We start from the raw sequence: 23,867 nt of genomic DNA, 5'->3' as shown, positions 1-23,867 counted from the left end.
TTCAGTTGAGCAGCAGTGGGAAAACGACGCGTTCGGTCCCCAGCGAAACCGTGATCTCCCATTGACCCGGCATCGGCAGGTCGACGCCGTCCACCCGGAACCTGCCGGGTCGCGTCCGCACGGCGGTGACCGGGCTGAGCGCGTGCCCCATCTGCGGCATCGCCGGTTCGATCGTCACGTCGCCCGACGCCGGTGTTCCCGACTTGTCGGTGACCTCGATGTCCAGTGTGTTGGTGCCTTGTTTCAACGGCTGTGCGTTCACCTTGAAGCTGTAGCGCTGCGAGTCCGCGACGAGTTCGTGCCCCTTGCCGGACGTCGGCCAGAGCAAGAGCGCGGCCACCGCGACGACCAATGCGCCCAGCACGCTCAGGAAGAGCTTCATCCGTCTGTCCCCTTCGGAACGTCGACGACCGTCGGCACGGTGACGATCGAGTAGTCGCGCTCGACCTGGACCCACACCAGGTAACGGCCGGGCAACGGGAATGAGTACGTGAACGGCACATCCGGGCCGAACGCCGCGACGCTCTCGTCCGGCTTGTCGGGCAAGCCGGGAGTCGGCGGGATCATCGAGTGCACATGGGCCCAGATCCGCGCGTCCGCGTAGTTCTGCGACGATTGCGGCTGACCACCGACGATCGGTCCGACGACAATCATGTGTCCGAGCATCCCCAGCCACGGTTGCAGGTTCCTCGCGCCGAACCTCGCCGTGATCGTGCTGGGTGCCCCAGCGGGCCGAACCTGGGTCACGAACTCCGCTTTTCCCTCCATTGGGCGATTCTTCGCGTCGCCGGTCACCTCGACGGACGAACGGAGTAGTTGCACTCCCCCACCGCGTCTGGCGATCTCCGCCGCGATCGCGTGCGCTCCCGGTTCCGGGTTGAGCCGGGCGCGGTACTCGCCCGGCGCCACCCTGATCGGGTGCAGGTGCCGTAGAGCGCCGCTCGGCGAAATCACCACAAGGTGTATCAACGCGTTGTCGTGCACGAGCAGGTCGTCGACCGGCCGCCCGGACGAGCTGTCGGTCAGGTTCAGTCTCAGGTCGGTACCGGCCATGCTCGGCACCAGGTTCACTGGCGGCCGTGAGAAGTCCGCAATAGACGTTCGCTGGTACGGGTCGTTGACGTTGTCGAACGTCGGGTCCAGAGCCGCACCGGGCGCCGGCGGGGCGGGGATGACGGGCGCGAGCAACGCGGCGGTCGCGGCCACGGCGATCGCCGCGATCATCCCGCCTGCAGGCACCATCGCCCAACCGACCCGGCCGCGGACAGCGAACCCCAAAGCCACGACGAGGAGCAGACCAGCCGCGACGAATCCGCCGTACGTCGCTTTCTCCCATGGCGACGCCACGACCGCCGGGACCACGAACGGGATCGTCGCCTCGTCGACTCTGAGCTCCCACGGCCCGGCCCGGTCCACTTGGACCGTGGCCGCGTGGAAACCAGGCGTCGCACCGAGCTCCACCTGTGCCGTACTCGTCGGCGAACCCGCCGCGGCGACGCTCACCGTGACCACACCGGGCGGCGATCCCGCGTGCGTCACCAGGTCCACGTGCACCGGGCCGGGCACTTCCGCCACCCGGCGGATGATGACCGTCAGCTCACGGTCGCCCAGCGTCTGCGCCACGTGGATGTCGGCGCCGACCTGGGCGCCGTCGGCCAGCGCCGGGGCGGCGATCCCGAAGACCATCCCCAGCGTGAGCAGCACTGTCGGCAGAGTTCGCATCGACATGGATACAACCAGCGCGGCGCCTCGGTTTCGTCCCTTCGGGGATGGAATCCGCATCCCCTGCACGGGGGACCGGCAACCCCGAGAAGCGGGAGGTTCTTCCCGAGCGGATGCGGCAGGATCTGCACTCGATGCTCACCACCAGCTTGTCGTTGAAACGCCAGTCGTGGCTGGTCGCTGCCGCGTGCATGGTCGCCGACGGCGCGTTCGTGATCCTCCTCGGGTGCGAGACGTGGCAGAACTGGCTGACCCTCGCACTGACGCTCACCGTCGACGCCGCTCTCGCCGGTCCCGCGCGGCTTTCCGGGTATGTGGCGTTCGCGCATGCGGCCGTACCCGTCACCACCATCCTGATCGGCAACGACACCCCCGCCAACGATGCGGGCATCCTGATCGCGGGCTACCGGGCGGGTGCGTGGCTGCACGGCGCGTCCGCGGTCGCGTCACTCGTCGTGCTGTCGGCGAGCCTGTTGGCATGCACCCTGATCATGCAGCGGCGATTCGAACTCGGCCTCGTGAGCATGGTCAAGGCCGCGGTCCTGCCGTTCCTCGTCGGCCGCTACACCACCGCGCGACGTGCGTACCTCGCGGAGTTGGAGCGCCGATCCGAACTGGAACGCAGGGATGCGCGGGAAGCTGTCACGAGGGCCATCACGAACGAGCGAAGTTCCATCGCCCGAGACCTGCACGATGTGATCGTGCACCACGTCAGCGCCATCGGACTGCACGCCGGAGCGGCCCGGTTGGGCCTGCCGGCGGGCAACACGAAGGTGGAGACCTCATTGCGGTCGGTTGAGACAGCCAGTCGCGCGGCCATGGTCGACCTGCGACACCTGCTCGATCTTCTGCACGGGGACAATCCCGAGGGTGCGCGCCAGCCAGGGCTGGACAACCTCGACGAACTGTTCGACGGTGTGCGGTCCGCAGGCGTGCCCACGCAGTTCGCCGTTTCCGGAACTCAGCGTGAAGTACCCGAATCACTGGGGATAACGGTGTACCGGATCGTGCAGGAGATGCTGACCAACGCCTTGCGGCACGGTGACCACTCCGGTGTGTCGGTGTCGCTGGACTACGAGCCGGACTCGCTGACCGTGTCGTCGGCGAACCGGATCGGCGCCGGCCGCGAGACCTCCGGGACCGCGCGACGCGGCCTGGTCGGGATCCGCAACCGAGCCGGTCTGTTCACCGGTCGAACCGAGGCCGGGGTCGATCCGGACGGCGTGACCTGGCGGACGAGCGTGAGGTTTCCTCTATGACGACACTGCGTGTGCTGTTGGCCGACGACCACGCCATGCTGCGCTCCGGGATGCGCGCTATCTTCGAGACGCAACCGGATCTGGAGTGCGTCGCCGAGGTCGCCGACGGCCGCGCCGCGGTCGCCGAAGTCACCCGGCTGCGCCCCGACGTGGCCGTCCTGGACATCCGGATGCCCAAATTGGACGGACTGGGCGCGACCGAGGCGATACTGGGCGACCGGGCCAACCGGACCAAGGTCATCCTGTTGACGACCTACGACAGCGACGAGTACGTCTACCGGGCGCTCAACGCCGGGGCGAGCGGGTTCCTGCTGAAGTCGTTGCCGCCGGAGGAGCTGATCTCGGCGATCCGGGTGGCCGCGCGGGGCGACGCACTGATCGACCCGTCGGTGACCCAACGCCTGATCGCGCGGTTCGCCGTGAGCATCGCGCCGCCGGTCGCCCCGCCGGAGCTGTCCCAGCTCACCGCCCGTGAGCGGGAAGTGCTGCAGCTCGTGGCGGCCGCGTACAGCAACGCGGAGATAGCCGCGCAGTTGCACGTCGGCGACGAGACCGTCAAGACCCACGTCTCGCGGGTGCTGTCCAAGCTCGGACTACGCGACCGCGTGCACGCCGTCGCGTACGCGCACCTCAACGGGCTCGTGACCGGACGCCACCCCCTACCACCGGGCTGAGCCGTGGTTTCGGCCTGCCCAGCCGACCCCATCGGCTGGGCAAGCTCCCGCCCCAGGGTCGAGCCTTCCGCACGGGACCACCGGTCCGCGACCGATGCGGCTCTGAGCGGAATCGCCGCTGGCGAACGCCAGCCGCCAACCGGCATATTCGCAGGTCAGCACCACCGGCATCGAAGTTGTCCACAGCCCGAGCCCCACCACCTCGAAACTGTCGGACCCCCGATGCATGATGGTCAGCGTGGACGTACTCGATCTCTTCTCACCCGCGACCCGCGACTGGTTCGCGGGAGCCTTCGCGGCCCCGACCCAGGCGCAGGCCGGGGCGTGGCGTGCGGCCGCCGCGGGTGAACACGCATTGGTCGTCGCGCCCACCGGGTCCGGCAAGACGCTCGCCGCCTTCCTCTGGGGTCTCGACCGGCTGGCGACCCAGCCGCCCTCAAGCGAGCCGAAACACCGCTGCCGCGTCCTGTACATCTCGCCGCTCAAGGCGCTCGCGGTGGACGTCGAGCGCAACCTGCGGGCACCGCTGGCCGGTATCAGGCAGGCCGCCCACCGGCTGGGGCTGACCCCGCCGTCCATCTCCGTCGGCATGCGCACCGGTGACACGCCTGCCGACGAGCGCCGTTCCTTCACCAGGACACCGCCGGACATCCTGGTGACCACGCCCGAATCCCTGTTCCTCCTGCTCACATCGGCCGCGCGGGAGTCTCTCAAGGGCATCGAGACTGTGATCGTCGACGAGGTGCACGCGGTGACCGGCACCAAACGCGGCGCCCACATGGCGTTGTCGCTGGAACGGCTCGACGCGTTGCTGCCCAAGCCCGCACAACGCATCGGTCTCTCGGCCACGGTCCGGCCGGTCGAGGAGGTCAGTGCGTTCCTCGCCGGTGGCCGCCCGGTCACGGTCGTCCAGCCCAAGACGGCCAAGACCATCGAGATCAGCGTCCAGGTCCCTGTGGAGGACATGGCCAACCTGGACACTCCGCAAGCGCCTGACCCGACCGGCGACCTGCCGGCGCAGGGCGGGATCGGCACGCTCGAGGAGATCACGGGCGAGATCGGCGCCACCCGGCGGCCGTCGATCTGGCCCGCGGTCGAGGACCGCATCCTCACCCTGGTGCGCCAACACCGGTCGACGATCGTGTTCGCCAACTCCCGGCGGCTGGCCGAACGGCTCACCGCACGGTTGAACGAGCTCGCGGACGAACAGCCGCCGGAGGTGGATCGCTTCCCAGCCGAAGCGATCGGCCAGTCGGGCCTCACCAGCGGCGCGGCGCCGGTGATCGCCCGGGCGCACCACGGATCAATGGCGCGCGAACAGCGCACCGTCGTCGAGGAGGAGCTGAAGTCGGGTCGGCTCCCGTGCGTCGTCGCGACGTCCTCGCTGGAGCTCGGGATCGACATGGGCGCCGTCGATCTCGTCATCCAGGTCGAGGCGCCGCCGACGGTCGCGTCCGGCCTGCAACGCGTCGGCCGGGCAGGGCATCACGTGGGCGCGGTGTCCCGTGGCGTGATGTTCCCCAAGTTCCGCGGCGACCTGGTGTCGTGCGCAGTGGTCGCGGAACGCATGCGCGAAGGGGCTATCGAGGCGGTCCGGTACCCCAGGAACCCGTTGGACGTGCTGGCGCAGCACATCGTGGCGATGGTCGCACTCGAAGCATGGACCATCGACGAACTGTCCTCAGTGGTCCGGCGGGCCGCGAACTTCGCGTCGTTGCCGCAGTCCGCACTGGAGTCCGTGCTGGACATGCTGTCCGGGCGGTATCCCAGCGAGGAGTTCGGCGAACTGCGGCCTCGCGTGACGTGGGACAGGATCGCGGGCGAGTTGCGTGGCAGGCCGGGCGCGCAACGGCTCGCGGTCACGTCCGGCGGCACGATTCCCGACCGTGGTCTGTTCACCGTGATGACCCCGCCCAGTGAAGGGCGTGCGGGGTCACGGGTCGGCGAGCTGGACGAGGAGATGGTCTACGAGTCCAGAGTCGGCGACACCTTCCTGTTGGGCACGTCCGCGTGGCGTGTCGAGGACATCACCCACGACCGGGTGATAGTGCTGCCCGCGCCGGGGCAGCCTGCCCGGATGCCGTTCTGGAAGGGCGACGCTCCCGGGCGCCCGCTGGAACTCGGCAGGGCGATGGGGAAGTTCCTCCGCGAACTGTCCACATCGGATGACGATGAGGCCAGGAAGCGAGCCGCGTCTGCCGGGTTGGACGAGTGGGCGACGGACAACCTGTTGACGTATCTCACCGAGCAGAAACAGGCCACGAGACACGTACCGGACGACCGAACGGTGCTTGTCGAGCGGTTCCGTGACGAGCTCGGCGACTGGCGGCTGGTCGTGCACTCGCCGTTCGGCGCACGCGTCAATGCGCCTTGGGCGTTGGCGATCGCCGCGCGGCTGCGCGAAAGCCGTGGCATCGACGCGCAGATGGCGCACTCCGACGACGGGATCGTCATGCGGTTGCCGGACGCCGTCGACGATTCCGGCGTGGAGGTCACCGCGGGCGCCGAGGATGTCCTGCTCGATCCGGAGGAGATCGAACAGATCGTGGTGGCCGAAGTGGGTGGTTCGGCGTTGTTCGCGGCCCGGTTCCGCGAATGCGCCGCGCGTTCACTGCTCCTGCCGAGAAGGGATCCGCGGCGGCGTAGTCCACTGTGGCAGCAGCGCCAGCGTGCGGCGCAACTGCTGTCGGTGGCGGCGAAGTACGAACGGTTCCCGGTCGTGCTGGAGGCCATGCGGGAGTGCCTGCAGGACGTGTACGACCTCGACGGCTTGCGTGAGCTGATGAAGGACGTGCGCGCCCGGCGGGTGCGTGTGGTCGATGTGGAGACGCCGGCCGCGTCGCCCTTCGCCCGCAGCTTGCTGTTCGGTTATGTGGGGATGTTCTTGTACGAGACGGACACGCCGTTGGCCGAACGACGTGCGGCCGCTCTCTCACTGGATTCGTCCCTGCTCGCCGAACTGCTGGGCTCCGAGGCCATCCGCGAGTTGCTCGACGCCGATGTGGTGGCCGAGGTCGAACGGTCACTGCAACGGCTCGCCGAAGACAGGCACGCACGGCACGCGGAGGACGCGGCTGACCTCCTGCGTTTCCTCGGCGACCTGACCAACGCCGAGGCGGCCGCCCGGGGCGTCAAGCCCGAGTGGCTGGCCGATCTGATCGCCCAGCGCCGGGTGATCAGGGTGCGTGTCGCGGGTGAGGACCGCAACGTCGGCATCGAGGACGCCGGTCGGATGCGGGACGCACTCGGGGTGGCGCTGCCGGTAGGCGTTCCGGAGGCGTTCACCGAACCGGTCGCCGATCCGCTCGGCGACCTGCTGGCCCGCTATGCCCGTACGCACGGCCCGTTCCCCGCCGCCGAGGCCGCGGCGAGGTTCGGACTGGGCACAGCGGTGGTGACAGGTGTGCTCGACCGTCTGGCAGGTGCCGGTCGGCTCGTTCGCGGCGAGCTGAGGCCAGGCGGCACGCACACCGAATACTGCGACGCCGAGGTGTTGCGCCGGTTGCGCCGGGCATCGTTGGCGCGACTAAGGGCTGAAGTGGAGCCGGTCGAACAGGCCGCGCTCGGGCGATTTCTCCCCAGGTGGCACGGTGTGGGGAAGCGTTTGCGCACCGCGCCGACAGCGGACGACGTGTTGTCCGTGGTGGAACAGCTGGCTGGGACTCCCCTCCCGGCGAGTGCGCTCGAGTCGCTCATCCTGCCGGCACGGCTGCCAGGCTACTCCCCTGCTCTCCTCGACGAGCTCACCGCGGCAGGCGAGGTCACCTGGTGTGGCAGTGGTTCGCTGGCCGGGGGCGATGGCTGGATCGCCCTCGCGCCCGCGGACGTCGCCGATCTGTTGTTGCCGGAAGCGGAGGAGAACGTCCCGGACTCCCCGCTGCACCGGGCCATACTGTCTGCTTTGGACGGTGGCGCGCTGTTCTTCCGGCAACTGGTCGACCGGACCGGCTCAACCGACGACCAAGAGGTGGTCACCGCCCTCTGGGACTTGGTGTGGGCCGGTCTGGTCACCAACGACACGCTGAACCCGTTGCGTGCCTTGGTGTCCGGCAAGGGCGCGGCGCACAAACCCCGCCGTTCGACTCCCCGTGGCCGGTACGCCCGCATCCGCGCCCAGCGCCCGTCGATGCCCAGCAGAACCGGACCGCCCACGGTGGGTGGGCGCTGGTCGCTGGCAGTGGAACGCGAATCCGAAGCCACTCGGCGCGCCCACGCCCGCGCCGAGGCCTTCCTGGAGCGCCACGGTGTCCTCACCCGGGGCGCGCTGGACACCGAACGCGTCACCGGCGGTTTCAGCGCCGTGTACCGCGTCCTGCGGGCCATGGAGGAATCCGGCCAGGTCATCCGCGGCTATGTGGTCGAAGGCCTCGGCGCGGCCCAGTTCGCCGCCAGAGGAGCAGTCGACCGACTTCGTGCTCTGTCCCGCGCTGCCGGAAAAGACGTCGACCCCACCGGCGCGGTGGTCCTCGCGGCAGCAGACCCAGCCCAACCCTATGGCGCGGCACTGCCGTGGCCCGCCACCATCGGCGATGGAAAGCACCGCCCAGCCCGAAAAGCAGGCGCCCTGGCCGTCCTCGTCGACGGCGAACCAGCCCTCTACGTGGAACGCGGCGGGAAGTCCCTCCTCTCCTTCACCGAGGAGGACGAGCCCCTCCGCATAGCGGCAGAGGGCCTCTCCCGTGCCGTCCGTGAAGGCTGGCTGGGCCAACTCGCCGTCCAGAAAGCCGACGGCGACCTCGCCCTCACCTCTCACCTGGCCGAAATCCTGCGCGACGCAGGTTTCCGCGCGACACCCAAGGGCCTCCGCCTCCGCGCCTGACCCGGGCCTCCACCTCCGAGCACCTGACCAAGCCTCGGTCCTCACACCAGACCCTTCCCCGCTCATGACCGGCCCGCCTTCAAGAGGGCAACGTCGCCCGCCTCCCATCACACCTGGCCCACCACCGGCACCATGACACCCTGCCCCACCCGCCAGAGAAACAGACGGCCGACCGCCACCAGCAACAACTCGTCCAGCACATCGCATACCGACGCCTGGCTGCTCACCTCATATCAACGCCCAGCACACCGCACACGCCGCACCGAATCACAGTCATCCAGCGTGGCACAGATACTTGGCCGCTCACCCCCCAACTTCACGACACCGCGCCCAGCTGCCAAGTCGAGCACACGGGAGCCCGCCGCCAGCCACGAGATACCCAGCGAGCACCGAACCATCACTTCGGCGGCGCTCGCCCGAACGAGCAGCTCCCAGCTCCCAGCAACGGGTACCTTGCACGTATGGACGCCGCCGTTGAGCCGAAGGTCAACACGTTGCTGAACAAGGGCGGGTCACTGGCCGTTGAGGTGCACGAGTTGCTCCTCGAACTGTTCCCCGATGCGGTCCTCACCGCCGACGACGAGAACATCGGGTACGGGACCTCTACCGGCTACAAAGGACTCAAGTTCACCGTTGCCCCCTTCGGCGGTTATGTGCGGTTGGGCATCGTCGGCGGCGCTGGACTCGCCGATCCGGCGAAGCTCATGCAAGGCACCGGGAAGGTTCACCGGCACATCAAGGTCCATTCGGCCGGGCAACTCGCCGACCCCGCGCTGCGGGACCTGCTCGGTGCCGCGCTGCGGTAGGAATTCTAACCGGTTGCACCTGCAATAGATAATCCCATTGGGTGACTATCACGCGGTTTGCAAGTTGCAGCTTGTCAACCAGGATTAGGCTCACCAGCCGTGAAGCGGCGAGCTGCTGTCCACCGGACAATAATTGTCGTCGACGTGGAAGGGTTTGGTGACCACACCAGGATCAGACCCAATCAGCTCATCGTTCGCGATACGATGTACCGCGCTGTCCAGCAGGGTTTGCGGGCCGCCGGAGTTCGGTGGATACGCTGCCACCACGCTGACCGCGGCGACGGCGTCTTCATCCTCGCGCCCCTCCGCACCGACAAGGTTCGACTCGCCGAGGCCTTGCCCACCGCGCTGGCGAAGTCGTTGCGCAGACATAACTCCCGCCACCCTCCGGAGGAACGGATCCGGCTGCGCTTGGCCATGCACGCCGGCGAGGTGGCCCGTGACGAGCACGGCGCGACCGGCAACTCGATCAATCTGGCATTTCGGCTACTCGACGCTCCCGAGCTCAAAAGCGCGTTTCGCCGGGCGCCAGGAGTACTCGCCGTCATCACATCCGAGTGGTTCTACGACGAGGTGGTCCGACACAGTTCCGTCGCCGGTGCTTATCGGCGAATCCCGGTCACCGTCAAAGAGACTTCCACATCCGGTTGGATGCACACCGTAAATGTGTCGAATACTCCCCAACCCGCCGCGGCCGTAATTCGGCGCATGCTCACCTGGGCACAGTTCATCCGCCGGTCATAGGCCTTCAGAGAACAGCCTCAGCCTCAACTGCGTGCCCGTTCCCATGACTGGCCCACCGGGTCGAGACGATCATGACGCGGGTCGTCCGCCTGGCGGCATCGCCACCCGTTCGGCCCAGCTCACCGGGGCTTCACCGACCAGTGAGGCATTGACTTCGTAAAGAAAGTTCCCTATTAATAGGCGGTCCCTGGCCCCGAGGAGGCCCCGCATGTCCGCGTTACGGGTGCGTGTCGCCCTATCCCTGGCTGCGCTGCTGACGTTCTCGCTGGCACCTGCCAGCGTCGCCGCGCAGGCCGATGTGGTCACCACGTTGTCCGAGGCAGAGTCCGACGACACCGCGATCTCGGGCTGGCAGATCCAGTCCTCCGCGCAACTGGCCGCGGCCGGTGAGGAGATCTCCCAGCCGCGCTACGACGGCTCCCGGTGGTACCGGGTCGGCCCACGCTCCACCGTGCTGGCCGGCCTGGTACAAAACGGGCGCTACCCCGACCTCTTCCACGGCACGAATCTGCGCGACAACGTCAACCGCGCGGACTTCCAGGTGCCGTGGTGGTACCGCAGCGAGTTCCACGTCCGCGACCGGTCGCCCAACACCGTGCTCAAGGTGCCCGGCGTGATCTCGCGGGGTGAGGTGTTCCTCAACGGCACGAGGCTCGGCGATGTGGTCGGCGTGTACAACGCACGCGAGTTCGACATCAGCGCACTGGTCAAGCCCGGCCGAAACGCGCTGGCTATCAAGGTGGCGCCCGCCGATCCGAAGAAGGACTTCGCGATTAGCTGGATCGACTGGGCCCAGCCCGCACCCGACAACAACATGGGCCTGCTCCGCGACGTCGAGATCGCTCGTGGCGGCGCGGTGTCCCTGTTGGGCTCGTACGTTCACACCAAGCTCGCGCTTCCCGGTCTTGAATCGGCCGAGGTGAAGGCGTTCGCTGAGGTTCGCAACAACACCAACGCACCGCAAACCGTCCTGTTGCAGGGTGAAGTCGCGTCACGACGGCTCAGTCAGGCTGTCCGGTTGGACGCGGGTGAGACCAAAACCGTCGCGTTCACACCGGAAACCCTGCGCAATCCGCGTGTGTGGTGGCCCTACCAGTACGGCGAGCAGCCGCTGTACCGGCTGGAGCTCACTGCGCGGGTGAACGGGCGCACCTCGGACCACAGCGCCACGAAGTTCGGCGTCCGTGACGTGGTTTCGAACCTCAACGCCAAGGGCGACCGGCAGTTCATCGTCAACGGCAAGCAGATCCAGATCCGCGGCGGCGGGTGGGCGTCCGACTTGTTGCTGCGCACGCAGCCGGAGCGCCTCGACGCGCAGTTGCGCTACACGCGGGACATGGGCCTCAACGCCATCCGGCTGGAAGGCAAGCTGGAGACCCCGGAGTTCTACGAACTGGCCGACCGCTACGGCATCATGCTGCTGCCCGGCTGGGAGTGCTGTGACAAGTGGGAACCGTGGACCGGTTGGGGCGGCGAGGACTGGAAGCCCGAGGACTACCCGATCGCGGCCGGTTCGCTGAACGCGCAGGCACGATTCCTGCGCAACCACCCGAGTGTGATCGCGTTCCTGATCGGCAGCGACATCTCGCCGCCGGAGGACGTGCAGCGGATGTACCTGGCCGAGTTCGACAAAGCAGGCTGGGCCAATCCGGTCGTTCCCGCCGCTTCGCTCAACGGCGGCCCGAAACCTCCGCTCGGTTCGTCCGGCAGCAAGATGGAAGGCCCGTACGACTGGGTGCCGCCGAACTACTGGTACGGCGACAAGCTCGGCGCTGCCTTCGGGTTCGGCGGCGAGCTCAGCGCCGGACACTCCATCCCCGCATTGGACACCGTGAAGGGCATGCTGACCGCGACCGAGCAGGAGCAGCTCTGGCGTGAGCCCGCGACGCCGCAGTTCCACACCGGTCGGGGCAACGAGCCGTTCAACAACCTCTATCTGTTCAGCAACGCGTTGGCTCAGCGATATGGCACGCCTACCAGCCTCCCCGACTACGTCGACAAGGCTCAGCTGGCCAACTACGAGCAGGTCCGCGCCCAGTTCGAGGCCAACGCACGGCGGATGAACGCGGAGCGGCCCGCGACCGGATTCATCTACTGGATGCTCAACAACGCCTGGCCGTCGCTGAACTGGCACCTCTACAGCTACGACCTCAACCCGGCCGGAGCGTACTTCGGTGCGAAGAAGGCGAACGAGCCGATCCACATCCAGTACTCCTACGACGACCGGTCGGTCGTCATCGTCGGCCAGTCCCCGAAAAAGGCCGACCGGCTGACCGCGACGGCCGAGGTCTACACGACCGACGGAAAACTGGCGCACAGCCAGACCAAGAGCGGTATCTCGGTGTCACTGCCGGGTGTCGCCGAGGTGTTCACGCTGCCGGAGGTGCCGAACCTGTCGGCGACGTACTTCGTCCGGCTGAAGCTGACCGACGCGCACGGCAAGGACGTCAGCAAGAACACCTACTGGCTCTCGTCGAAACCGGACGTACCGGATTGGGCGAACAGCGTCTGGTACTACACCCCGGTCAGCCAGTTCGCGGACCTGAAGGGCCTGTCCACGCTGCCCAAGGCGTCGGTCGACGTTCGGGCCCGCAGCTTCGGTGACAAGACGACCGTCACCATCCGCAACACTTCCAGCAGCATCATCCCGGCGGCACAACTGACGCTGCGCAAGGCGGACGGTTCGCAGTTGCTGCCGGTGACCTGGTCGGACAACTACGTGGCGCTGTGGCCCGGTGAATCGGTCACCGTCCAGGCATCGCACCAGCCGACCAGGCGGCCCACGGTGGAGGTCGGCGGCATCAACGTGGCGTCACAGCGGCTGACCGCGACCGAATAGTCACCGGGAAGCTTCGCCGGCCACAACCCATCCCGGTCGGTCCGACAATGATTGGACCGGCCGGGATCGGCGTCTCATGAGGCCCCCATCCGCAGCAGGTCGGGGCTTCGCCGACGCTGAGCCATGGGCGATCATCACACTTTCGGGGTCATGACCTGCCTTCGGCATCGGTACCGCGCAGCAGGACACAGCACTCACCCGGTCTCGGCGCGACGAGCACAGCCCGCACAGCGGGCGCTTGGAGCCCGCCGAGCAATCCGTTCAGGAACGCCTGGTTTATCCCGCAGACCAGGTCGGGTGCCTTCGCGGCGAGCGGGTGGAACGGGCAGTTGCGCAGCCGCACACACGTCGGGCTTTCTCTTGCTGGTTCGAAGCCGTGACGCGCCAGCACGTCCTGGGCGACCGTGAGCGCCCGTTCCGGGCCGAGACGGCCGAGTTTCGCTTTGTCACGCTCCTGGGTACCGAGTTTTTCGCCGCGCTGGGCGGCTGCCAGCACGGCGGCATCGCTCACGTCCTGTGCCAGGACCGTGTCCAGCAGGATTTCGGCCAGCACGTCATGCTGTCGTTGTGGGATGGCCACCCGGATGTCCACGTTGGTCGGTTCGTAGACCTTCGGCGCCCGGCCGACCTTCCCCGCGGCCTGGTACCCGGCTCGCAGCAGGCCCGCGTCGACCAGTTTGTCCAGGTGGAAGGCAGCGAGCTTGCGGGAGATCCCCACCGACGCGGCCGCTTCGTCCCTGGTCACCGGGCGTCGTTCGGCGCGGATGAACGTGTACATCCGCCAGCGCAGGTCGTCGTCCAGCGCCGCGACGGCTTTGATCTCCGGCGAGCTCACACCACCTACCTTATCGGCAAGTTCTATGGTCGAAAACACATCAACGAGCACTCGACGTCCCACTTCTTGACCTTCGGATCGAATAAGACCAAGATTTGTTGGCGTAACCAGGTCAAGAGGAGTCGCTTATGCGTGCCGTTACCGCTCTGCGGGTCGTCCACGAGCCCGACACGGGGGTGGATCTCGCCGCGGCCGAAGAGGCCGCCAAGGCGTTCCTGCACGCGCTCGGCGTGCCGACGGACACGGAGAGCCTTCGCGGAACGCCGGGCCGCATGGCGCGCGCCTACGCGGAACTGTTCAGCCCACGTCCGTTCGACCTGACGACGTTCCCGAACGACGAGGGTTACGACGAACTGGTGCTGGCCCGCTCCATTCCCGTCCGATCGGTGTGTGAGCACCACCTGCTGCCGTTCGTCGGCACCGCGCACGTCGGCTACCTGCCCGGCGAACGCATCCTGGGGCTGTCGAAGCTCGCCAGGATCGTCGAGTACTTCGCATGCCGTCCGCAGGTGCAGGAACGGCTCACCAAACAGGTCGCCGACTGGCTCGACGACCACCTGCGCCCGCGTGGGATCGGGGTTGTGATCGAGGCCGAGCACACGTGCATGACACTTCGAGGTGTGCTGGCGAGCGGATCGACCACCGTCACGTCCACTCTGCTGGGCAGCCTGCGTGACGACGCCCGTTCACGCCAGGAGTTCTTCGCACTCACCGGCGTCCACGCCTGAAACTTGGAGGATTCGCGTGACCACCTTCGTCATCGTCGGCGGCGGCCTCGCCGGCGCCAAAGGCGCGGAAGCGCTACGAGACCAAGGATTCGACGGCGACATCGTGCTCGTGGCCGACGAGCAGGACCGCCCATACGAACGGCCGTCGCTGTCCAAGGACTTCCTACAGGGCAAGGCCGAACGCGAAAGCGTGTTCGTGCACGCCCCGGGCTGGTACGCCGAGAACAACGTGGACCTGCGGGTCGGTGTCTCCGCGACCGGCGTCGACCGTGCCGCGCACCAGGTGAAGCTGTCGGACGGCTCGACTGTCGAGTACTCGAAACTCCTGCTGGCGACGGGATCCAGCCCCCGTGAGTTCCCGGGTGCCGAGGACGCGCTGTACCTGCGCAGGATCGGCGACTCGGAGCGGATCAAGGCGGCCATCGCGAACTCGGCGCGGCTGATCGTGATCGGCGCGGGCTGGATCGGCCTGGAGGTCACCGCCGCCGCGCGCACCGCAGGCGTGGAGGTGACCGTGCTCGAGGCGGCGAAGCAGCCCCTGCTGGCCGCGGTCGGTCCGGAAGTCGCCGAGGTGTACGCGGACCTGCACCGCGCCAACGGTGTCGACCTGCGACTGGGTGTGGAAGTCGACCAGATCGGCGCCAAGAGCGTTGGCCTGGTCGACGGAACGGTCGTGGAGGCCGACGCCGTGCTGGTGGGGATCGGTGCGACGCCGAACATCGCACTGGCCAAGGCAGCTGGGCTGGACGTGGACAACGGCGTGTTGGTGGACGCGTCGCTGCGCACCTCCGATCCGGACATCTTCGCCGCCGGTGACGTCGCCAACGCCGAGCACCCGTTCCTGGGCAAGCGTGTCCGCGTGGAGCACTGGGCGAACGCGCTCAACCAGCCAGCCGTTGCCGCGACCGGGATGCTCGGCGGGTCGGCGACCTACGACGAACTGCCGTACTTCTACACCGACCAGTACGACCTGGGCATGGAGTACATCGGTGACATCACCGGTTACGACCGCGTGGTGTTCCGCGGCGACAAGCCGGGCCGTGAGTTCATCGCGTTCTGGCTCAAGGACAACCGCGTGCTGGCCGGGATGAACGTGAACGTCTGGGACGTGGTCGACCCGATCAAGGCCCTGATCCGGTCCGGCAAGCAGGTCGACCCGGACAAGCTCGCCAACACGGAGATCCCGATCGGGGGGCAGTAGTCAGAACTCCAGCGTGCTGTACGCGTTCAACGCGGGCTGACCGCCGAGATGCGCGTACAGCACAGTGGAGTCCTTCGCGATCTCACCGGACGCGACCATGTCGATCATCCCGGCCATGGACTTGCCCTCGTAGACGGGATCGGTGATCACCGCGTCGGTTCTGGCCGCGAGTTTCATGGCATCGATCGTGCGCTCGTCCGGAATTCCGTACGTACCGGCGTGGTAGCGCTCGTCCAGTTCGACGTCGCTGCCCGAGATGGATGTCCCGATCCGCTCGGCGGTCTCTTCGGCGATCCGGGCGATCGCCGCGCGGGTCTCTCCTGGTTTGGCCGACGCGTCGATCCCGATCACGCGGCGATCGCCCGCGAAACCGGCGACCATGCCCGCCTGCGTGCTGCCGGTCACCGAGCACACCACGATCGTGTCGAAGAAAACACCCAGTTCGGCCTCCTGCCTACGCACTTCCTCCGCCCATCCCGCGAAGCCGAGACCACCGAGCGGGTGGTCGGACGCGCCTGCCGGAATCGAGTACGGCCTGCCACCGGCCGCACGCACGTCGTCGATTGCCCGCTGCCACGACTCGCGGATTCCGATGCTGAATCCGGACGGGTCCAGCCGGACCTCGGCGCCCATCAACCGGCTCAGCTGGATGTTGCCGGTGGTGGCGTAACCGACGTCTGTCCAGTCCACCCACTTCTCCTGCACCAGAACGCATTTCAGGCCGGCACGGGCGGCGGCCGCGGCGACTTGCCTGGTGTGGTTGGATTGCACACCGCCGATGGACACGAGCGTGTCGCAGCCGGTCGCGATCGCGTCGGCGACCAGGTACTCCAGTTTGCGGGTTTTGTTGCCACCAAAGGCCAACGGCGAGTTGCAGTCCTCACGCTTGGCCCACAGCCGCGCTCCACCCAGATGTGCGGTCAGCCGCTCGAGCGGGTGAATTGGCGAAGGACCGAACAGCAACGGGTAACGGCCGAAGTTCTCAAGCGTCATCGGTTCTCCAGGCGATCATGTGAGGTGCATGTGTCGATGTGCGGGAACGGCGGACACATCGCCGCGTGTGACGGCCGCGAGGACAAGGATCATGGGGCGACGATGGCCGACAGACGCGCCGACCCCGGGATATTGGTCTGTGTCAACATTTTTCTCGCAGCAGCGCCGCCAGCGTCGCCCAGTTGCGTTCGGCCAGGTCGGCCGCTTCGGCTACGTCGCCCGCCTCACACGCGGCGATGATCCGTTCGTGCATCGGGGCTGAGTCACGCCCCAGCGGTGAGCCCAGGTACAGGTAGATGGCACGGTGCAGCAACGGCGTGTACCGGCGGATTGTCGCAGCGACGGCCCGGTTCTCGCTCGCCCGCACCAGGACGTCGTGGAACGCGTCGTCGCAGGCGATCGCATCCTCCAACGCACTCGCGTCGACGGCTGTGGCGAACCGGAGATTGGCCGCGCGCATCGCGTCGAGGTGCCGCGGGGTGATTTTCGGGACAGCGAGCCGCGTAGCCAACCCGTGCATCGACTGGACGACGGCGTGGGCGTCACGGACCGCCGCCGAGTCGAGCTGGGTCACGCGGGTGTAGCTGTGCGGCTTTGTTTCGATCAGACCCTCGTCGGTCAGACGAGCCAATGCCTCACGGACCGGCGTCCGGGACAGGCCCATTCGCGCGGCCAGCTCCACGTCCTTGACCGGTGTGCCTGGCGCGAGTTCGCCCGCGACTATGGCGCGCCGGATCACTGTGAGCGCCTGTTCGCTGAGCAAGGATCGGTCGACGCGACCAATATACTGCATTTCAGTAGGCTAACACTCGAGGTCAAGAGCGATCTCTCTGGATTCGCAGCTTTGCAAAGAGTAGACTTTGCAAAGTGCCTCCCCCTGACCATCCCGTCCGTTCCGCGCTACTGGCGCTGCTGCGTGAACGGGACAGCGTGACGTCGACCCAAGCCGCTCAAGCGCTGGGTTTCAGCTCGGGCCTGTGCTCGTTCCACCTGCGACAGCTCGCGCGGTACGGCTATGTCGAAGAGGCCGACGCGACCGACGGCCGCGCCCGGCCATGGCGACTGACGCGACCGTCCCTCGAACCCGACCTCGGCGCGCTCGCCAGAGAGCTGGAGGACGAGGGCTATCAGCGCTGGTTGCGGCACAAGGACGAAGCACCGACCGAATGGTCGATCGACGACGCGTTCAGCTCGGTGATATTTCTCGAACCCGCCGAACTGGCCGAGGTCGGTGCGCAGATCCGGACCGTGCTCGCCCGGTACGCCACCCGCCCGGTCAGTCCGGACGCACGACCTGTAGCCGCCGTTGCCCGATTGTTCCCACTGCTCCCCGTCGAACAGGAGGCGCCATGGCCGTCCGAGAGCTGAGGTACCTCGGCGATCCGGTCCTCACCACCCAGGCCGATCCGGTCACCCACTTCGACCACAAGCTGAGCGCACTCATCGCAGACCTGATGGACACGGTGCTGCTGCCGGGACGCGCAGGCCTCGCGGCACCACAGATCGGTGTCGGGCTACGGGTTTTCAGCTACAACGTCGGTGGCCTGCACGGCTACGTGGTCAACCCGCGGCTCGTCGAGTTGTCCGACGAAACCCAGGAGGGGCCGGAGGGCTGCCTGTCCGTGCCCGAGCTGTGGTTCCCCACCCGGCGCGCCGCGAAAGCGACCGTGAAAGGCGTCGACGCCAAGAACAAACCCATCTCGGTGACCGGCACGAAGGAACTTGCCCGGTGCCTGCAACATGAGACGGACCACCTCGACGGCAAGCTGTACCTCGACCGGCTGGAACCGGACCAGCGCAAGGAGGCGCTCCGTAAAGCCCGTGAGTCCCAGTGGTTCTGGAGCGGGGACAAGTAGCGCACGGGTTGGGGACAGCACAGTCAGACGGGCCGGTTCACCGTGGTGTTTCGACCCGCGCCGAGACCGATGATCGCCTGGATCAGGGCTGCTCCTGTCAGGACTGCCAGTGGGAGGGTCCAGCTCGACGTCCAGTCGTGGAGTGTCCCGAAGAGGACCGGGCCGGTTGTCGCGAAGAGGTAGCCGATCGACTGCGCCATTCCGGAGAGGGCTGCCGCACTGAAGGAGTCCTCGGCTCGCAGGGTGAAGAACAGCAGGGCGAGGACGAAACATATTCCGCTCGCCAGGCCGACGACGACCACCCAGAGCACCGTCAGGCCGGGCGCGAGCAACATTCCCAGGTATCCCGACAGGCTCAACAGCGCGCCGCCTGTCGCCAGCAGCCTTTGGTCGCGCATCTTGTTGGCCACCAACGGGATCAATGCGCTCATGGTGACGCCGAGCACCTGGAGCAGCATCATCAGCCAGCCGCTGTTGGCCTCGCTTATCCCGTTGTCGTTCATGATCGCCGGGAACCACGAGAGCACGACGTAGAAGCCGAACGACTGCAGTCCCATGTATGCGGTCACCTGCCAGGCCAACACCGAGCGCCAGGGGGTACGGGTGGCTGCCGCCGGCGGTTCGGCTGGTCGTGCCTGGCGACCCAGCGCTTGGGGAGTCCAGACCGCGAACGCGATCAACGCCAGCCCCGCGACGCAGCCCAGCGCAGTTCGCCAGCCGCCTGGCAACACACCGGCCAGCGGTACCGCGACACCGGACACGACCGCTCCGACGACGCTCATGGTCGCCGAGTAGAGACTTGTCATCGGCGCCACCCGGTCGGGAAAGTCCCTTTTGAGCAGGGCGGGGATCAGCACGTTGCCGACCGAGATGGACACTCCCAGCAGTACGGTGCCGACCCAGAGCATGCCGGTGACCGGCACCGAACGCAGGACGATCCCCACCGCAAGGGTCAGCAGGGCGTACCAGGTGAGCCGTTCCATGCCGACCCGGCGCGCGAGCCTGGCCACCTGCGGTGAGAACACCGCGAAGGTCAGCAGCGGCAGGGCGCTGAGCAGTCCGGCCTCTCCCGCGCTCAGTCCTTCCGACCGCCTGATCGTCTCCAGCAACGGACCCACCGAGGTCAGCGCACCTCGAAGGTTGGCCGCCACCAGGAGGATCCCGGCTATCAGCAGCACCCTACGCGCCGTCGTCACGCGGGTGTCCACCACGCGATCGCTGATCGTGCTCAGGCCAGCGCCCATGTCACCGCCCACTCGGTCTCACCTTCACCGACGGATCATCCTACGTATCTGTCGACGACGGGCCAATGACGCGTTGTGAGCAGTTTGCATTCTTTCGGGCCTGCGCCGTGCCCCCCAGACGGGTGCAGATCGCGGCTGAACGCGCCCGGTCCATGGTTCTTCGGCCTGGATTCGTTCCCGGGCATCACCCTGCTGCGTGATTCCCTTCCCCGCCGGGGGGCGTGGTCGCCGGGTGCGGACTCAGCGCGGGGTCAGCACACAGAACTCGTTGTTCTCCGGGTCGGCCATCACCTCCCACGGCACGTCACGCTGGCCGATGTCGATCGACCTGGCTCCCAGCCGGCGGAGCCTGGCCACCTCGTCCGCCTGGTTGTCACCGGCGAAGGGGCGGACATCGAGGTGCAGCCGATCCCGTGCCGTGCGGGGTGGGTGGCCGTGCTGGAACTCCAGCCACGGCCCGCGACCGTTCGGCGCGCGCAGGCCGACTTCCGCGGCCGGTTTGTCGTGGCGCTTGAACCCGGTTGCCTCGCAATAGAAGCTGGCGAGTTCTCCAGCGTGCTGCGCGTTGACGACGATGGCCGCCACGGCGCCTGTGTCGCTGTAAACCTCACGAGGTTCCAGCACACAGAACTCGTTGCCGTCCGGGTCGGCCATCACCTCCCACGGCACGTCACGCTGGCCTATGTCGACCGATCTCGCACCGAGATCACGCGCTCGCTCGATGATCGCGGCCTGGTCGCCTGGCGTGGCCGAGGCCAGGTCCAGGTGGATGCGGTTGGGCGCGGTCTTCGGCGCGGGGACCTCGCCGAAGGCGAGATCCAGTTCCCAGCCCTGCGACGACGGCGCCCGCACGTCGATCTCGCCGTGCTCGGCCACGAACTGCCAGCCGAGCAACCGCGACCAGAACCGCCCCAGCGCCTCGGGGTCCGCGGTGGCGACGACGACGTTGACGAGTCTCGTTCCCATGTCCGCAAGTTAGCGCGGCACCGGAGGAGATGGACATACCCGGCGTGGGCAGGAGGGTTCCGGATGGGCCCTCCTGCCCAGGTGATCACCACGTGGCCGACGTGTCAGCGGGTTGCCACGCGGATCAACGCCCACAGCTGGTTGATCGCGTCGATGTCCCCTTCCCGGTGGATCGCCCGTTCGCCGAGGCGCCCCCAGAGGTAGCGGTACACAGTGGACGGCTGGCCGGTCACTCTGGCGTCGACCCTGGCCAGGTCCGCTCGTTCGACGTCCGAGCCGGGCAGGCGCCATGCCCCGACCCCGCCCGTGGTCACGCGGGTCAGCCACGCTCGATCTCCGGTGAGCACCGCCACCGTGGCGTCTCTCGTTCCGACCACCCCCTGGACTGTCAGGCGGTGGCCGAACCACAGCGTGAGGATCTCGTCGACACCGTCGACCGCGATGTCGTCCTCGATCTCACTGATCGGCTGCTCGACCGCCGCCTGGACGTCGACGCGGTGGACCACGGTCTCGTGCGCCATCCGCCTGCGCCAGAAACCGTACGTCGAATCCGCCGCCCACCAGGTGGAACACGGCTGACTCGGCTCGTGCGCCGCGAGTTCGTCGACCAGTTCGCGCACGCCACTGATCACGAAGTCCCGCAACGACTGGAACGGGCCCGGCTGGCGCTGCCACGTCTCCGGGGTGTCCCCGGTCCGCATCCACTGCAGCGCCATCCGGTACACGCTGCCCACATGCCTGGCCGTTTCCCCGACGGTCAGACCCGGGCAGTTCGGGATCCTGAGGTCCGCTCGCGCTCCGTCCACCGTTTCGGCCAGCACCGTGGCCTCGATCTCCAGTACGTCAAGCAGCTTCGCCTGATCTGTCAGTGCCTTCGTGCTCACCCCGGGACAACCCGGGCGATCAGGCCGACGAACACACCGGCCTGCCGGACCAGTTCGTCCGCCGACTGGGCGCTGACCAGCCGGGTCCGGCCGGCCTGGACCGCCGCCCTCGTGCGTGAGTGCGCCGCGAAGAACGCGGCCCATTCGCGCAGTTCCGGCACGACCGATGACAACAACGTCCACGCGCTGGTCGGACGGGAGCGGCCGCGGTGCGGACGGCCGCGGTGCGCGAGCATCGCGGCTGCCGCTCGCAACGCGGACAGGTACGCCTGAGCGAACCGCTCGGCCGGGTCGGTCTCGGCCTCGGCGGCGGCGATCCCGCATTCGGCCTGGCGCATCAGCGCGGCAGGCGAGCCGGAGGCCCACGAGTTGCCGCCTCGACGCGAGGGGGAGCTGGGGAAGTCGACTCTGGTTGACATCAGGGCCTCCTCACGTCATCGACGGGGCCAGGGCGGCCTCGTCGAACCCACCGTGGGGAAGCCGGTGGACCCGGTGGCGAGGCGCTTCCCCCGCCCCACCACCGGGCAGCCGTGTTCGATTTCGAACACGTGTTCGAGTCTACCTGGGCGACGGCGGCCGCTCAAGCTGCGGAGATCCCGGTCATGGTGTGATTGACGTGTGACAACCACGGATCACCCGGCTGTCGTAAAGGTCGCCGCCGCCCTGCTGGAGGCCGGGCTGACCGGGTGCGCTCAGGGCATCCGGATCCTCGACGACGAGGTTCGGACAGCGGCCGCTGCGGCACAGGCGCTGGGTATCGAGGTCGGCGCGATCGCCAACAGCCTGGTCTTCCGCGCGACGTACGGCGACCGGACCGAGCCGTTGCTGGTGCTCACCTCGGGCGCGCACCGGGCGGACACCACCAGGATCGCCGCCGTCGTGGGCGCCGACAGGATCGGCAAGGCCGACTCCGCGTTCGTCAAGGAGAACACCGGTCAGGCCATCGGCGGAGTCGCCCCGGCGGGTCACCCGCGCCCGATCCGTACACTGGTCGACAACCATTTGGCCACATACACGGCGGTCTGGGCCGCGGCTGGGCACCCTAAGTCCGTGTACCCCACTACGTTCGACCAGCTGGTGGCCCTGACCGGGGGGACAGCTGCGGACGTCCGGAGCGTGGAGGATGATTCCTGACGTGACCGCCGCGCCATCGCACAGAAGCCAGCTCGTCGAGCTGTCGGCCGACGCGTTGCGGCCGCGACTCTACGAGGCGTTAGGTCTGTACGTCACAGCCATGGGCTACCCGAAGGGAACAGCCGAGCAGAGGGCGCCGATGTGGTTGGCGCACATGCTGCGGGACGGGTGGCGTTGTGTGGCGGCGTTGGACCAGACCGACAAGCTGACCGGGATCTGCTACGGCTACAAGGGCGCGCCTGGGCAGTGGTGGCACGAGCAGGTCCGCCGTGGCGTGACCGAACTGGGTGGCGCCGAGGTCGCGGACGAGTGGATGCGCGACTACTTCGAGCTGACCGAGTTGCACGTCCGGCCGGACAGCCAGGGCAGGGGCACCGGTGAGCAGTTGCTACGGGCGCTGCTGACGGACGTCCCCAACGGGCGGGTGCTGTTGTCCACCCCCGAAGGCCGGACCAGGGCGTGGAGCCTTTACCGCCGGGTCGGCTTCGTCGACGTGCTGCGCAACTACCGGTTCGCCGGTGATCCACGGCCGTTCGCCGTGCTCGGCCGCCCCCTGCCGATGACGTCCTCGTGAGCGACCGGTCGTAGACCAGCCGCTCACGAGGGGATTCTGCCGCACACCTAAGGCAACGGGGCAGGTGACAGCGCCGGAGTGGGCAGACCGCCGGGAACAGGCAACTCGACCGGCAGACACTTCGCGGCGTTCATCGCGGTGACGGATGAGGCCAGTCGCGTGACCGCGGCGGTGGTCGCCGTGCGGTCCGGCGGCACCGCGAGTGTGGCGCCGACCCCGCCCAGCGCCGCACCCAACAGGTCCACGGTCGGTTTCAGGCACGCGTCAACAGCCTTGCGCGTAGGTGGTGCGGGCGGAGCCGGAGGGGCCGGCGCGCTGGCGGGCAACGCGGGCAGGCAGCCCGCTTCCTGCGCTCCGGTCACCGCGTTGAAGACGTCGCCGAGCACGGTTCGCAGCTTGGTCGGATCGTCCGCGGCGGCAGTGACCCGCTTGACCGCGTCCTGCAAGGTTTTGACCGCTGGGGTCGCGGCAGTGCACCCGACCCGGCCCTCCGCGGTCGGGTCCAGGACCGCCGCACTCGGCAGCGCGGCCCAGGCGAGGCCCAGCGCTGCCAACGACAGCACAACGGGCAAGCGTTTGGACATTGGTC

The 23,867-nt window shown here is 67.9% G+C and carries 22 protein-coding genes; 12 read left to right on the top strand and 10 right to left on the bottom strand.

Annotated elements, in window-relative coordinates; all coding sequences use genetic code 11:
- Window position 1: 1 nt before the first annotated feature.
- Entirely contained in the window at window positions 2-382 is a 381-nt protein-coding gene (locus ALI144C_RS25920; protein ID WP_076989770.1) for a FixH family protein, read from the bottom strand.
- Complete coding sequence (locus ALI144C_RS25915; protein WP_330359609.1) at window positions 379-1,728, bottom strand: hypothetical protein; 1,350 nt, start codon at window positions 1,726-1,728, stop codon at window positions 379-381. The genes ALI144C_RS25920 and ALI144C_RS25915 overlap by 4 nt, the downstream gene beginning before the upstream one ends.
- A gap of 41 nt (window positions 1,729-1,769) precedes the next feature.
- Here ALI144C_RS25915 and ALI144C_RS25910 point away from each other — a divergent pair, with 41 nt between their 5' ends.
- The 6 genes from ALI144C_RS25910 to ALI144C_RS25885 all read left to right on the top strand — a co-directional run bounded on the left by ALI144C_RS25910 (window position 1,770) and on the right by ALI144C_RS25885 (window position 12,863).
- Entirely contained in the window at window positions 1,770-2,981 is a 1,212-nt protein-coding gene (locus ALI144C_RS25910) for a sensor histidine kinase (protein ID WP_237774313.1), read from the top strand.
- On the top strand, window positions 2,978-3,655 hold the full coding sequence (locus tag ALI144C_RS25905; protein WP_076989769.1) for a response regulator: 678 nt from the start codon (window positions 2,978-2,980) through the stop codon (window positions 3,653-3,655). Before ALI144C_RS25910 ends, ALI144C_RS25905 begins: the two co-directional genes overlap by 4 nt.
- Window positions 3,656-3,884: 229 nt before the next feature.
- Window positions 3,885-8,474, top strand: coding sequence for an ATP-dependent helicase (locus tag ALI144C_RS25900; RefSeq protein WP_076990050.1), 4,590 nt, complete (start codon window positions 3,885-3,887; stop codon window positions 8,472-8,474).
- A 461-nt stretch (window positions 8,475-8,935) separates the two neighbouring features.
- Window positions 8,936-9,280, top strand: coding sequence for a DUF1801 domain-containing protein (locus tag ALI144C_RS25895; protein ID WP_076989768.1), 345 nt, complete (start codon window positions 8,936-8,938; stop codon window positions 9,278-9,280).
- A gap of 99 nt (window positions 9,281-9,379) precedes the next feature.
- Complete coding sequence (locus ALI144C_RS25890; RefSeq protein ID WP_143230864.1) at window positions 9,380-10,024, top strand: hypothetical protein; 645 nt, start codon at window positions 9,380-9,382, stop codon at window positions 10,022-10,024.
- A gap of 208 nt (window positions 10,025-10,232) precedes the next feature.
- The gene (locus tag ALI144C_RS25885) at window positions 10,233-12,863 is read left to right on the top strand and encodes a glycoside hydrolase family 2 protein (protein WP_083753383.1); all 2,631 of its coding nucleotides are present in this window, start codon (window positions 10,233-10,235) and stop codon (window positions 12,861-12,863) included.
- Between the two features lie 148 nt (window positions 12,864-13,011).
- Here the strand turns inward: ALI144C_RS25885 and ALI144C_RS25880 are convergent, their stop codons facing one another.
- A complete protein-coding gene (locus ALI144C_RS25880) occupies window positions 13,012-13,698 on the bottom strand; it encodes a helix-turn-helix transcriptional regulator (RefSeq protein ID WP_076989765.1) in 687 nt (228 codons plus the stop codon).
- A 128-nt stretch (window positions 13,699-13,826) separates the two neighbouring features.
- On the opposite strand from ALI144C_RS25880, the gene folE reads away from it, so the two are divergent.
- On the top strand, window positions 13,827-14,426 hold the full coding sequence (folE, locus tag ALI144C_RS25875; RefSeq protein ID WP_076989764.1) for a GTP cyclohydrolase I FolE: 600 nt from the start codon (window positions 13,827-13,829) through the stop codon (window positions 14,424-14,426).
- A 16-nt stretch (window positions 14,427-14,442) separates the two neighbouring features.
- On the top strand, window positions 14,443-15,627 hold the full coding sequence (locus ALI144C_RS25870) for an NAD(P)/FAD-dependent oxidoreductase (protein WP_076989763.1): 1,185 nt from the start codon (window positions 14,443-14,445) through the stop codon (window positions 15,625-15,627).
- Here the strand turns inward: ALI144C_RS25870 and ALI144C_RS25865 are convergent, their stop codons facing one another.
- Both ALI144C_RS25865 and ALI144C_RS25860 read right to left on the bottom strand, forming a co-directional pair.
- On the bottom strand, window positions 15,628-16,620 hold the full coding sequence (locus tag ALI144C_RS25865; RefSeq protein WP_076989762.1) for a 1-aminocyclopropane-1-carboxylate deaminase: 993 nt from the start codon (window positions 16,618-16,620) through the stop codon (window positions 15,628-15,630).
- 142 nt (window positions 16,621-16,762) lie between these two features.
- Window positions 16,763-17,413 (bottom strand): GntR family transcriptional regulator, encoded by a 651-nt coding sequence (locus tag ALI144C_RS25860; RefSeq protein WP_076989761.1) that lies wholly within the window; start codon window positions 17,411-17,413, stop codon window positions 16,763-16,765.
- 74 nt (window positions 17,414-17,487) lie between these two features.
- Between ALI144C_RS25860 and ALI144C_RS25855 the strand changes: the two genes are divergently transcribed.
- Window positions 17,488-17,988: a winged helix-turn-helix domain-containing protein gene (locus ALI144C_RS25855; protein ID WP_202819061.1), complete on the top strand. Its 501-nt coding sequence runs from the start codon at window positions 17,488-17,490 to the stop codon at window positions 17,986-17,988.
- Window positions 17,970-18,476, top strand: coding sequence for a peptide deformylase (def, locus tag ALI144C_RS25850; RefSeq protein WP_076989759.1), 507 nt, complete (start codon window positions 17,970-17,972; stop codon window positions 18,474-18,476). The genes ALI144C_RS25855 and def overlap by 19 nt, the downstream gene beginning before the upstream one ends.
- A 23-nt stretch (window positions 18,477-18,499) precedes the next feature.
- On the opposite strand, the gene ALI144C_RS25845 is transcribed toward def, so the two are convergent.
- The 4 genes from ALI144C_RS25845 to ALI144C_RS25830 all read right to left on the bottom strand — a co-directional run bounded on the left by ALI144C_RS25845 (window position 18,500) and on the right by ALI144C_RS25830 (window position 21,989).
- Window positions 18,500-19,732: a CynX/NimT family MFS transporter gene (locus tag ALI144C_RS25845; protein WP_202819060.1), complete on the bottom strand. Its 1,233-nt coding sequence runs from the start codon at window positions 19,730-19,732 to the stop codon at window positions 18,500-18,502.
- A 228-nt stretch (window positions 19,733-19,960) separates the two neighbouring features.
- Window positions 19,961-20,686 (bottom strand): VOC family protein, encoded by a 726-nt coding sequence (locus ALI144C_RS25840; RefSeq protein ID WP_076989758.1) that lies wholly within the window; start codon window positions 20,684-20,686, stop codon window positions 19,961-19,963.
- A gap of 104 nt (window positions 20,687-20,790) precedes the next feature.
- Window positions 20,791-21,570, bottom strand: coding sequence for a maleylpyruvate isomerase N-terminal domain-containing protein (locus tag ALI144C_RS25835; RefSeq protein WP_076989757.1), 780 nt, complete (start codon window positions 21,568-21,570; stop codon window positions 20,791-20,793).
- A complete protein-coding gene (locus ALI144C_RS25830) occupies window positions 21,567-21,989 on the bottom strand; it encodes an SAV_6107 family HEPN domain-containing protein (RefSeq protein ID WP_076989756.1) in 423 nt (140 codons plus the stop codon). The genes ALI144C_RS25835 and ALI144C_RS25830 overlap by 4 nt, the downstream gene beginning before the upstream one ends.
- A 199-nt stretch (window positions 21,990-22,188) precedes the next feature.
- Here ALI144C_RS25830 and ALI144C_RS25825 point away from each other — a divergent pair, with 199 nt between their 5' ends.
- Both ALI144C_RS25825 and ALI144C_RS25820 read left to right on the top strand, forming a co-directional pair.
- Window positions 22,189-22,704, top strand: coding sequence for a YbaK/EbsC family protein (locus ALI144C_RS25825; protein WP_076989755.1), 516 nt, complete (start codon window positions 22,189-22,191; stop codon window positions 22,702-22,704).
- 1 nt (window position 22,705) lies between these two features.
- The gene (locus ALI144C_RS25820; protein WP_076989754.1) at window positions 22,706-23,278 is read left to right on the top strand and encodes a GNAT family N-acetyltransferase; all 573 of its coding nucleotides are present in this window, start codon (window positions 22,706-22,708) and stop codon (window positions 23,276-23,278) included.
- A 47-nt stretch (window positions 23,279-23,325) separates the two neighbouring features.
- Here ALI144C_RS25820 and ALI144C_RS54630 read toward each other — a convergent pair whose 3' ends face one another.
- Window positions 23,326-23,862 carry a hypothetical protein gene (locus tag ALI144C_RS54630; RefSeq protein ID WP_076989753.1) on the bottom strand — a complete coding sequence of 179 codons (537 nt, stop codon included), beginning with the start codon at window positions 23,860-23,862 and terminating at the stop codon, window positions 23,326-23,328.
- Window positions 23,863-23,867: the final 5 nt, after the last annotated feature.

The sequence above is a fragment of the Actinosynnema sp. ALI-1.44 genome, from assembly GCF_001984155.1.
Taxonomy (GTDB): Bacteria; Actinomycetota; Actinomycetes; order Mycobacteriales; family Pseudonocardiaceae; genus Kibdelosporangium.
This window is presented reverse-complemented; position numbering and strand designations above follow the sequence as displayed.

Coding starts and splice junctions, on each gene's coding strand:
- ALI144C_RS25915 (WP_330359609.1), bottom strand. CDS start 1,728: ATGTCGATGCGAACTCTGCCGACAGTGCTGCTCACGCTGGGGATGGTC.
- def (WP_076989759.1), top strand. CDS start 17,970: ATGGCCGTCCGAGAGCTGAGGTACCTCGGCGATCCGGTCCTCACCACC.
- ALI144C_RS25920 (WP_076989770.1), bottom strand. CDS start 382: ATGAAGCTCTTCCTGAGCGTGCTGGGCGCATTGGTCGTCGCGGTGGCC.
- ALI144C_RS25860 (WP_076989761.1), bottom strand. CDS start 17,413: ATGCAGTATATTGGTCGCGTCGACCGATCCTTGCTCAGCGAACAGGCG.
- ALI144C_RS25865 (WP_076989762.1), bottom strand. CDS start 16,620: ATGACGCTTGAGAACTTCGGCCGTTACCCGTTGCTGTTCGGTCCTTCG.
- ALI144C_RS54630 (WP_076989753.1), bottom strand. CDS start 23,862: ATGTCCAAACGCTTGCCCGTTGTGCTGTCGTTGGCAGCGCTGGGCCTC.
- ALI144C_RS25885 (WP_083753383.1), top strand. CDS start 10,233: ATGTCCGCGTTACGGGTGCGTGTCGCCCTATCCCTGGCTGCGCTGCTG.
- ALI144C_RS25900 (WP_076990050.1), top strand. CDS start 3,885: ATGGTCAGCGTGGACGTACTCGATCTCTTCTCACCCGCGACCCGCGAC.
- ALI144C_RS25840 (WP_076989758.1), bottom strand. CDS start 20,686: ATGGGAACGAGACTCGTCAACGTCGTCGTCGCCACCGCGGACCCCGAG.
- ALI144C_RS25830 (WP_076989756.1), bottom strand. CDS start 21,989: ATGTCAACCAGAGTCGACTTCCCCAGCTCCCCCTCGCGTCGAGGCGGC.
- ALI144C_RS25910 (WP_237774313.1), top strand. CDS start 1,770: ATGGAATCCGCATCCCCTGCACGGGGGACCGGCAACCCCGAGAAGCGG.
- ALI144C_RS25905 (WP_076989769.1), top strand. CDS start 2,978: ATGACGACACTGCGTGTGCTGTTGGCCGACGACCACGCCATGCTGCGC.
- ALI144C_RS25895 (WP_076989768.1), top strand. CDS start 8,936: ATGGACGCCGCCGTTGAGCCGAAGGTCAACACGTTGCTGAACAAGGGC.
- folE (WP_076989764.1), top strand. CDS start 13,827: ATGCGTGCCGTTACCGCTCTGCGGGTCGTCCACGAGCCCGACACGGGG.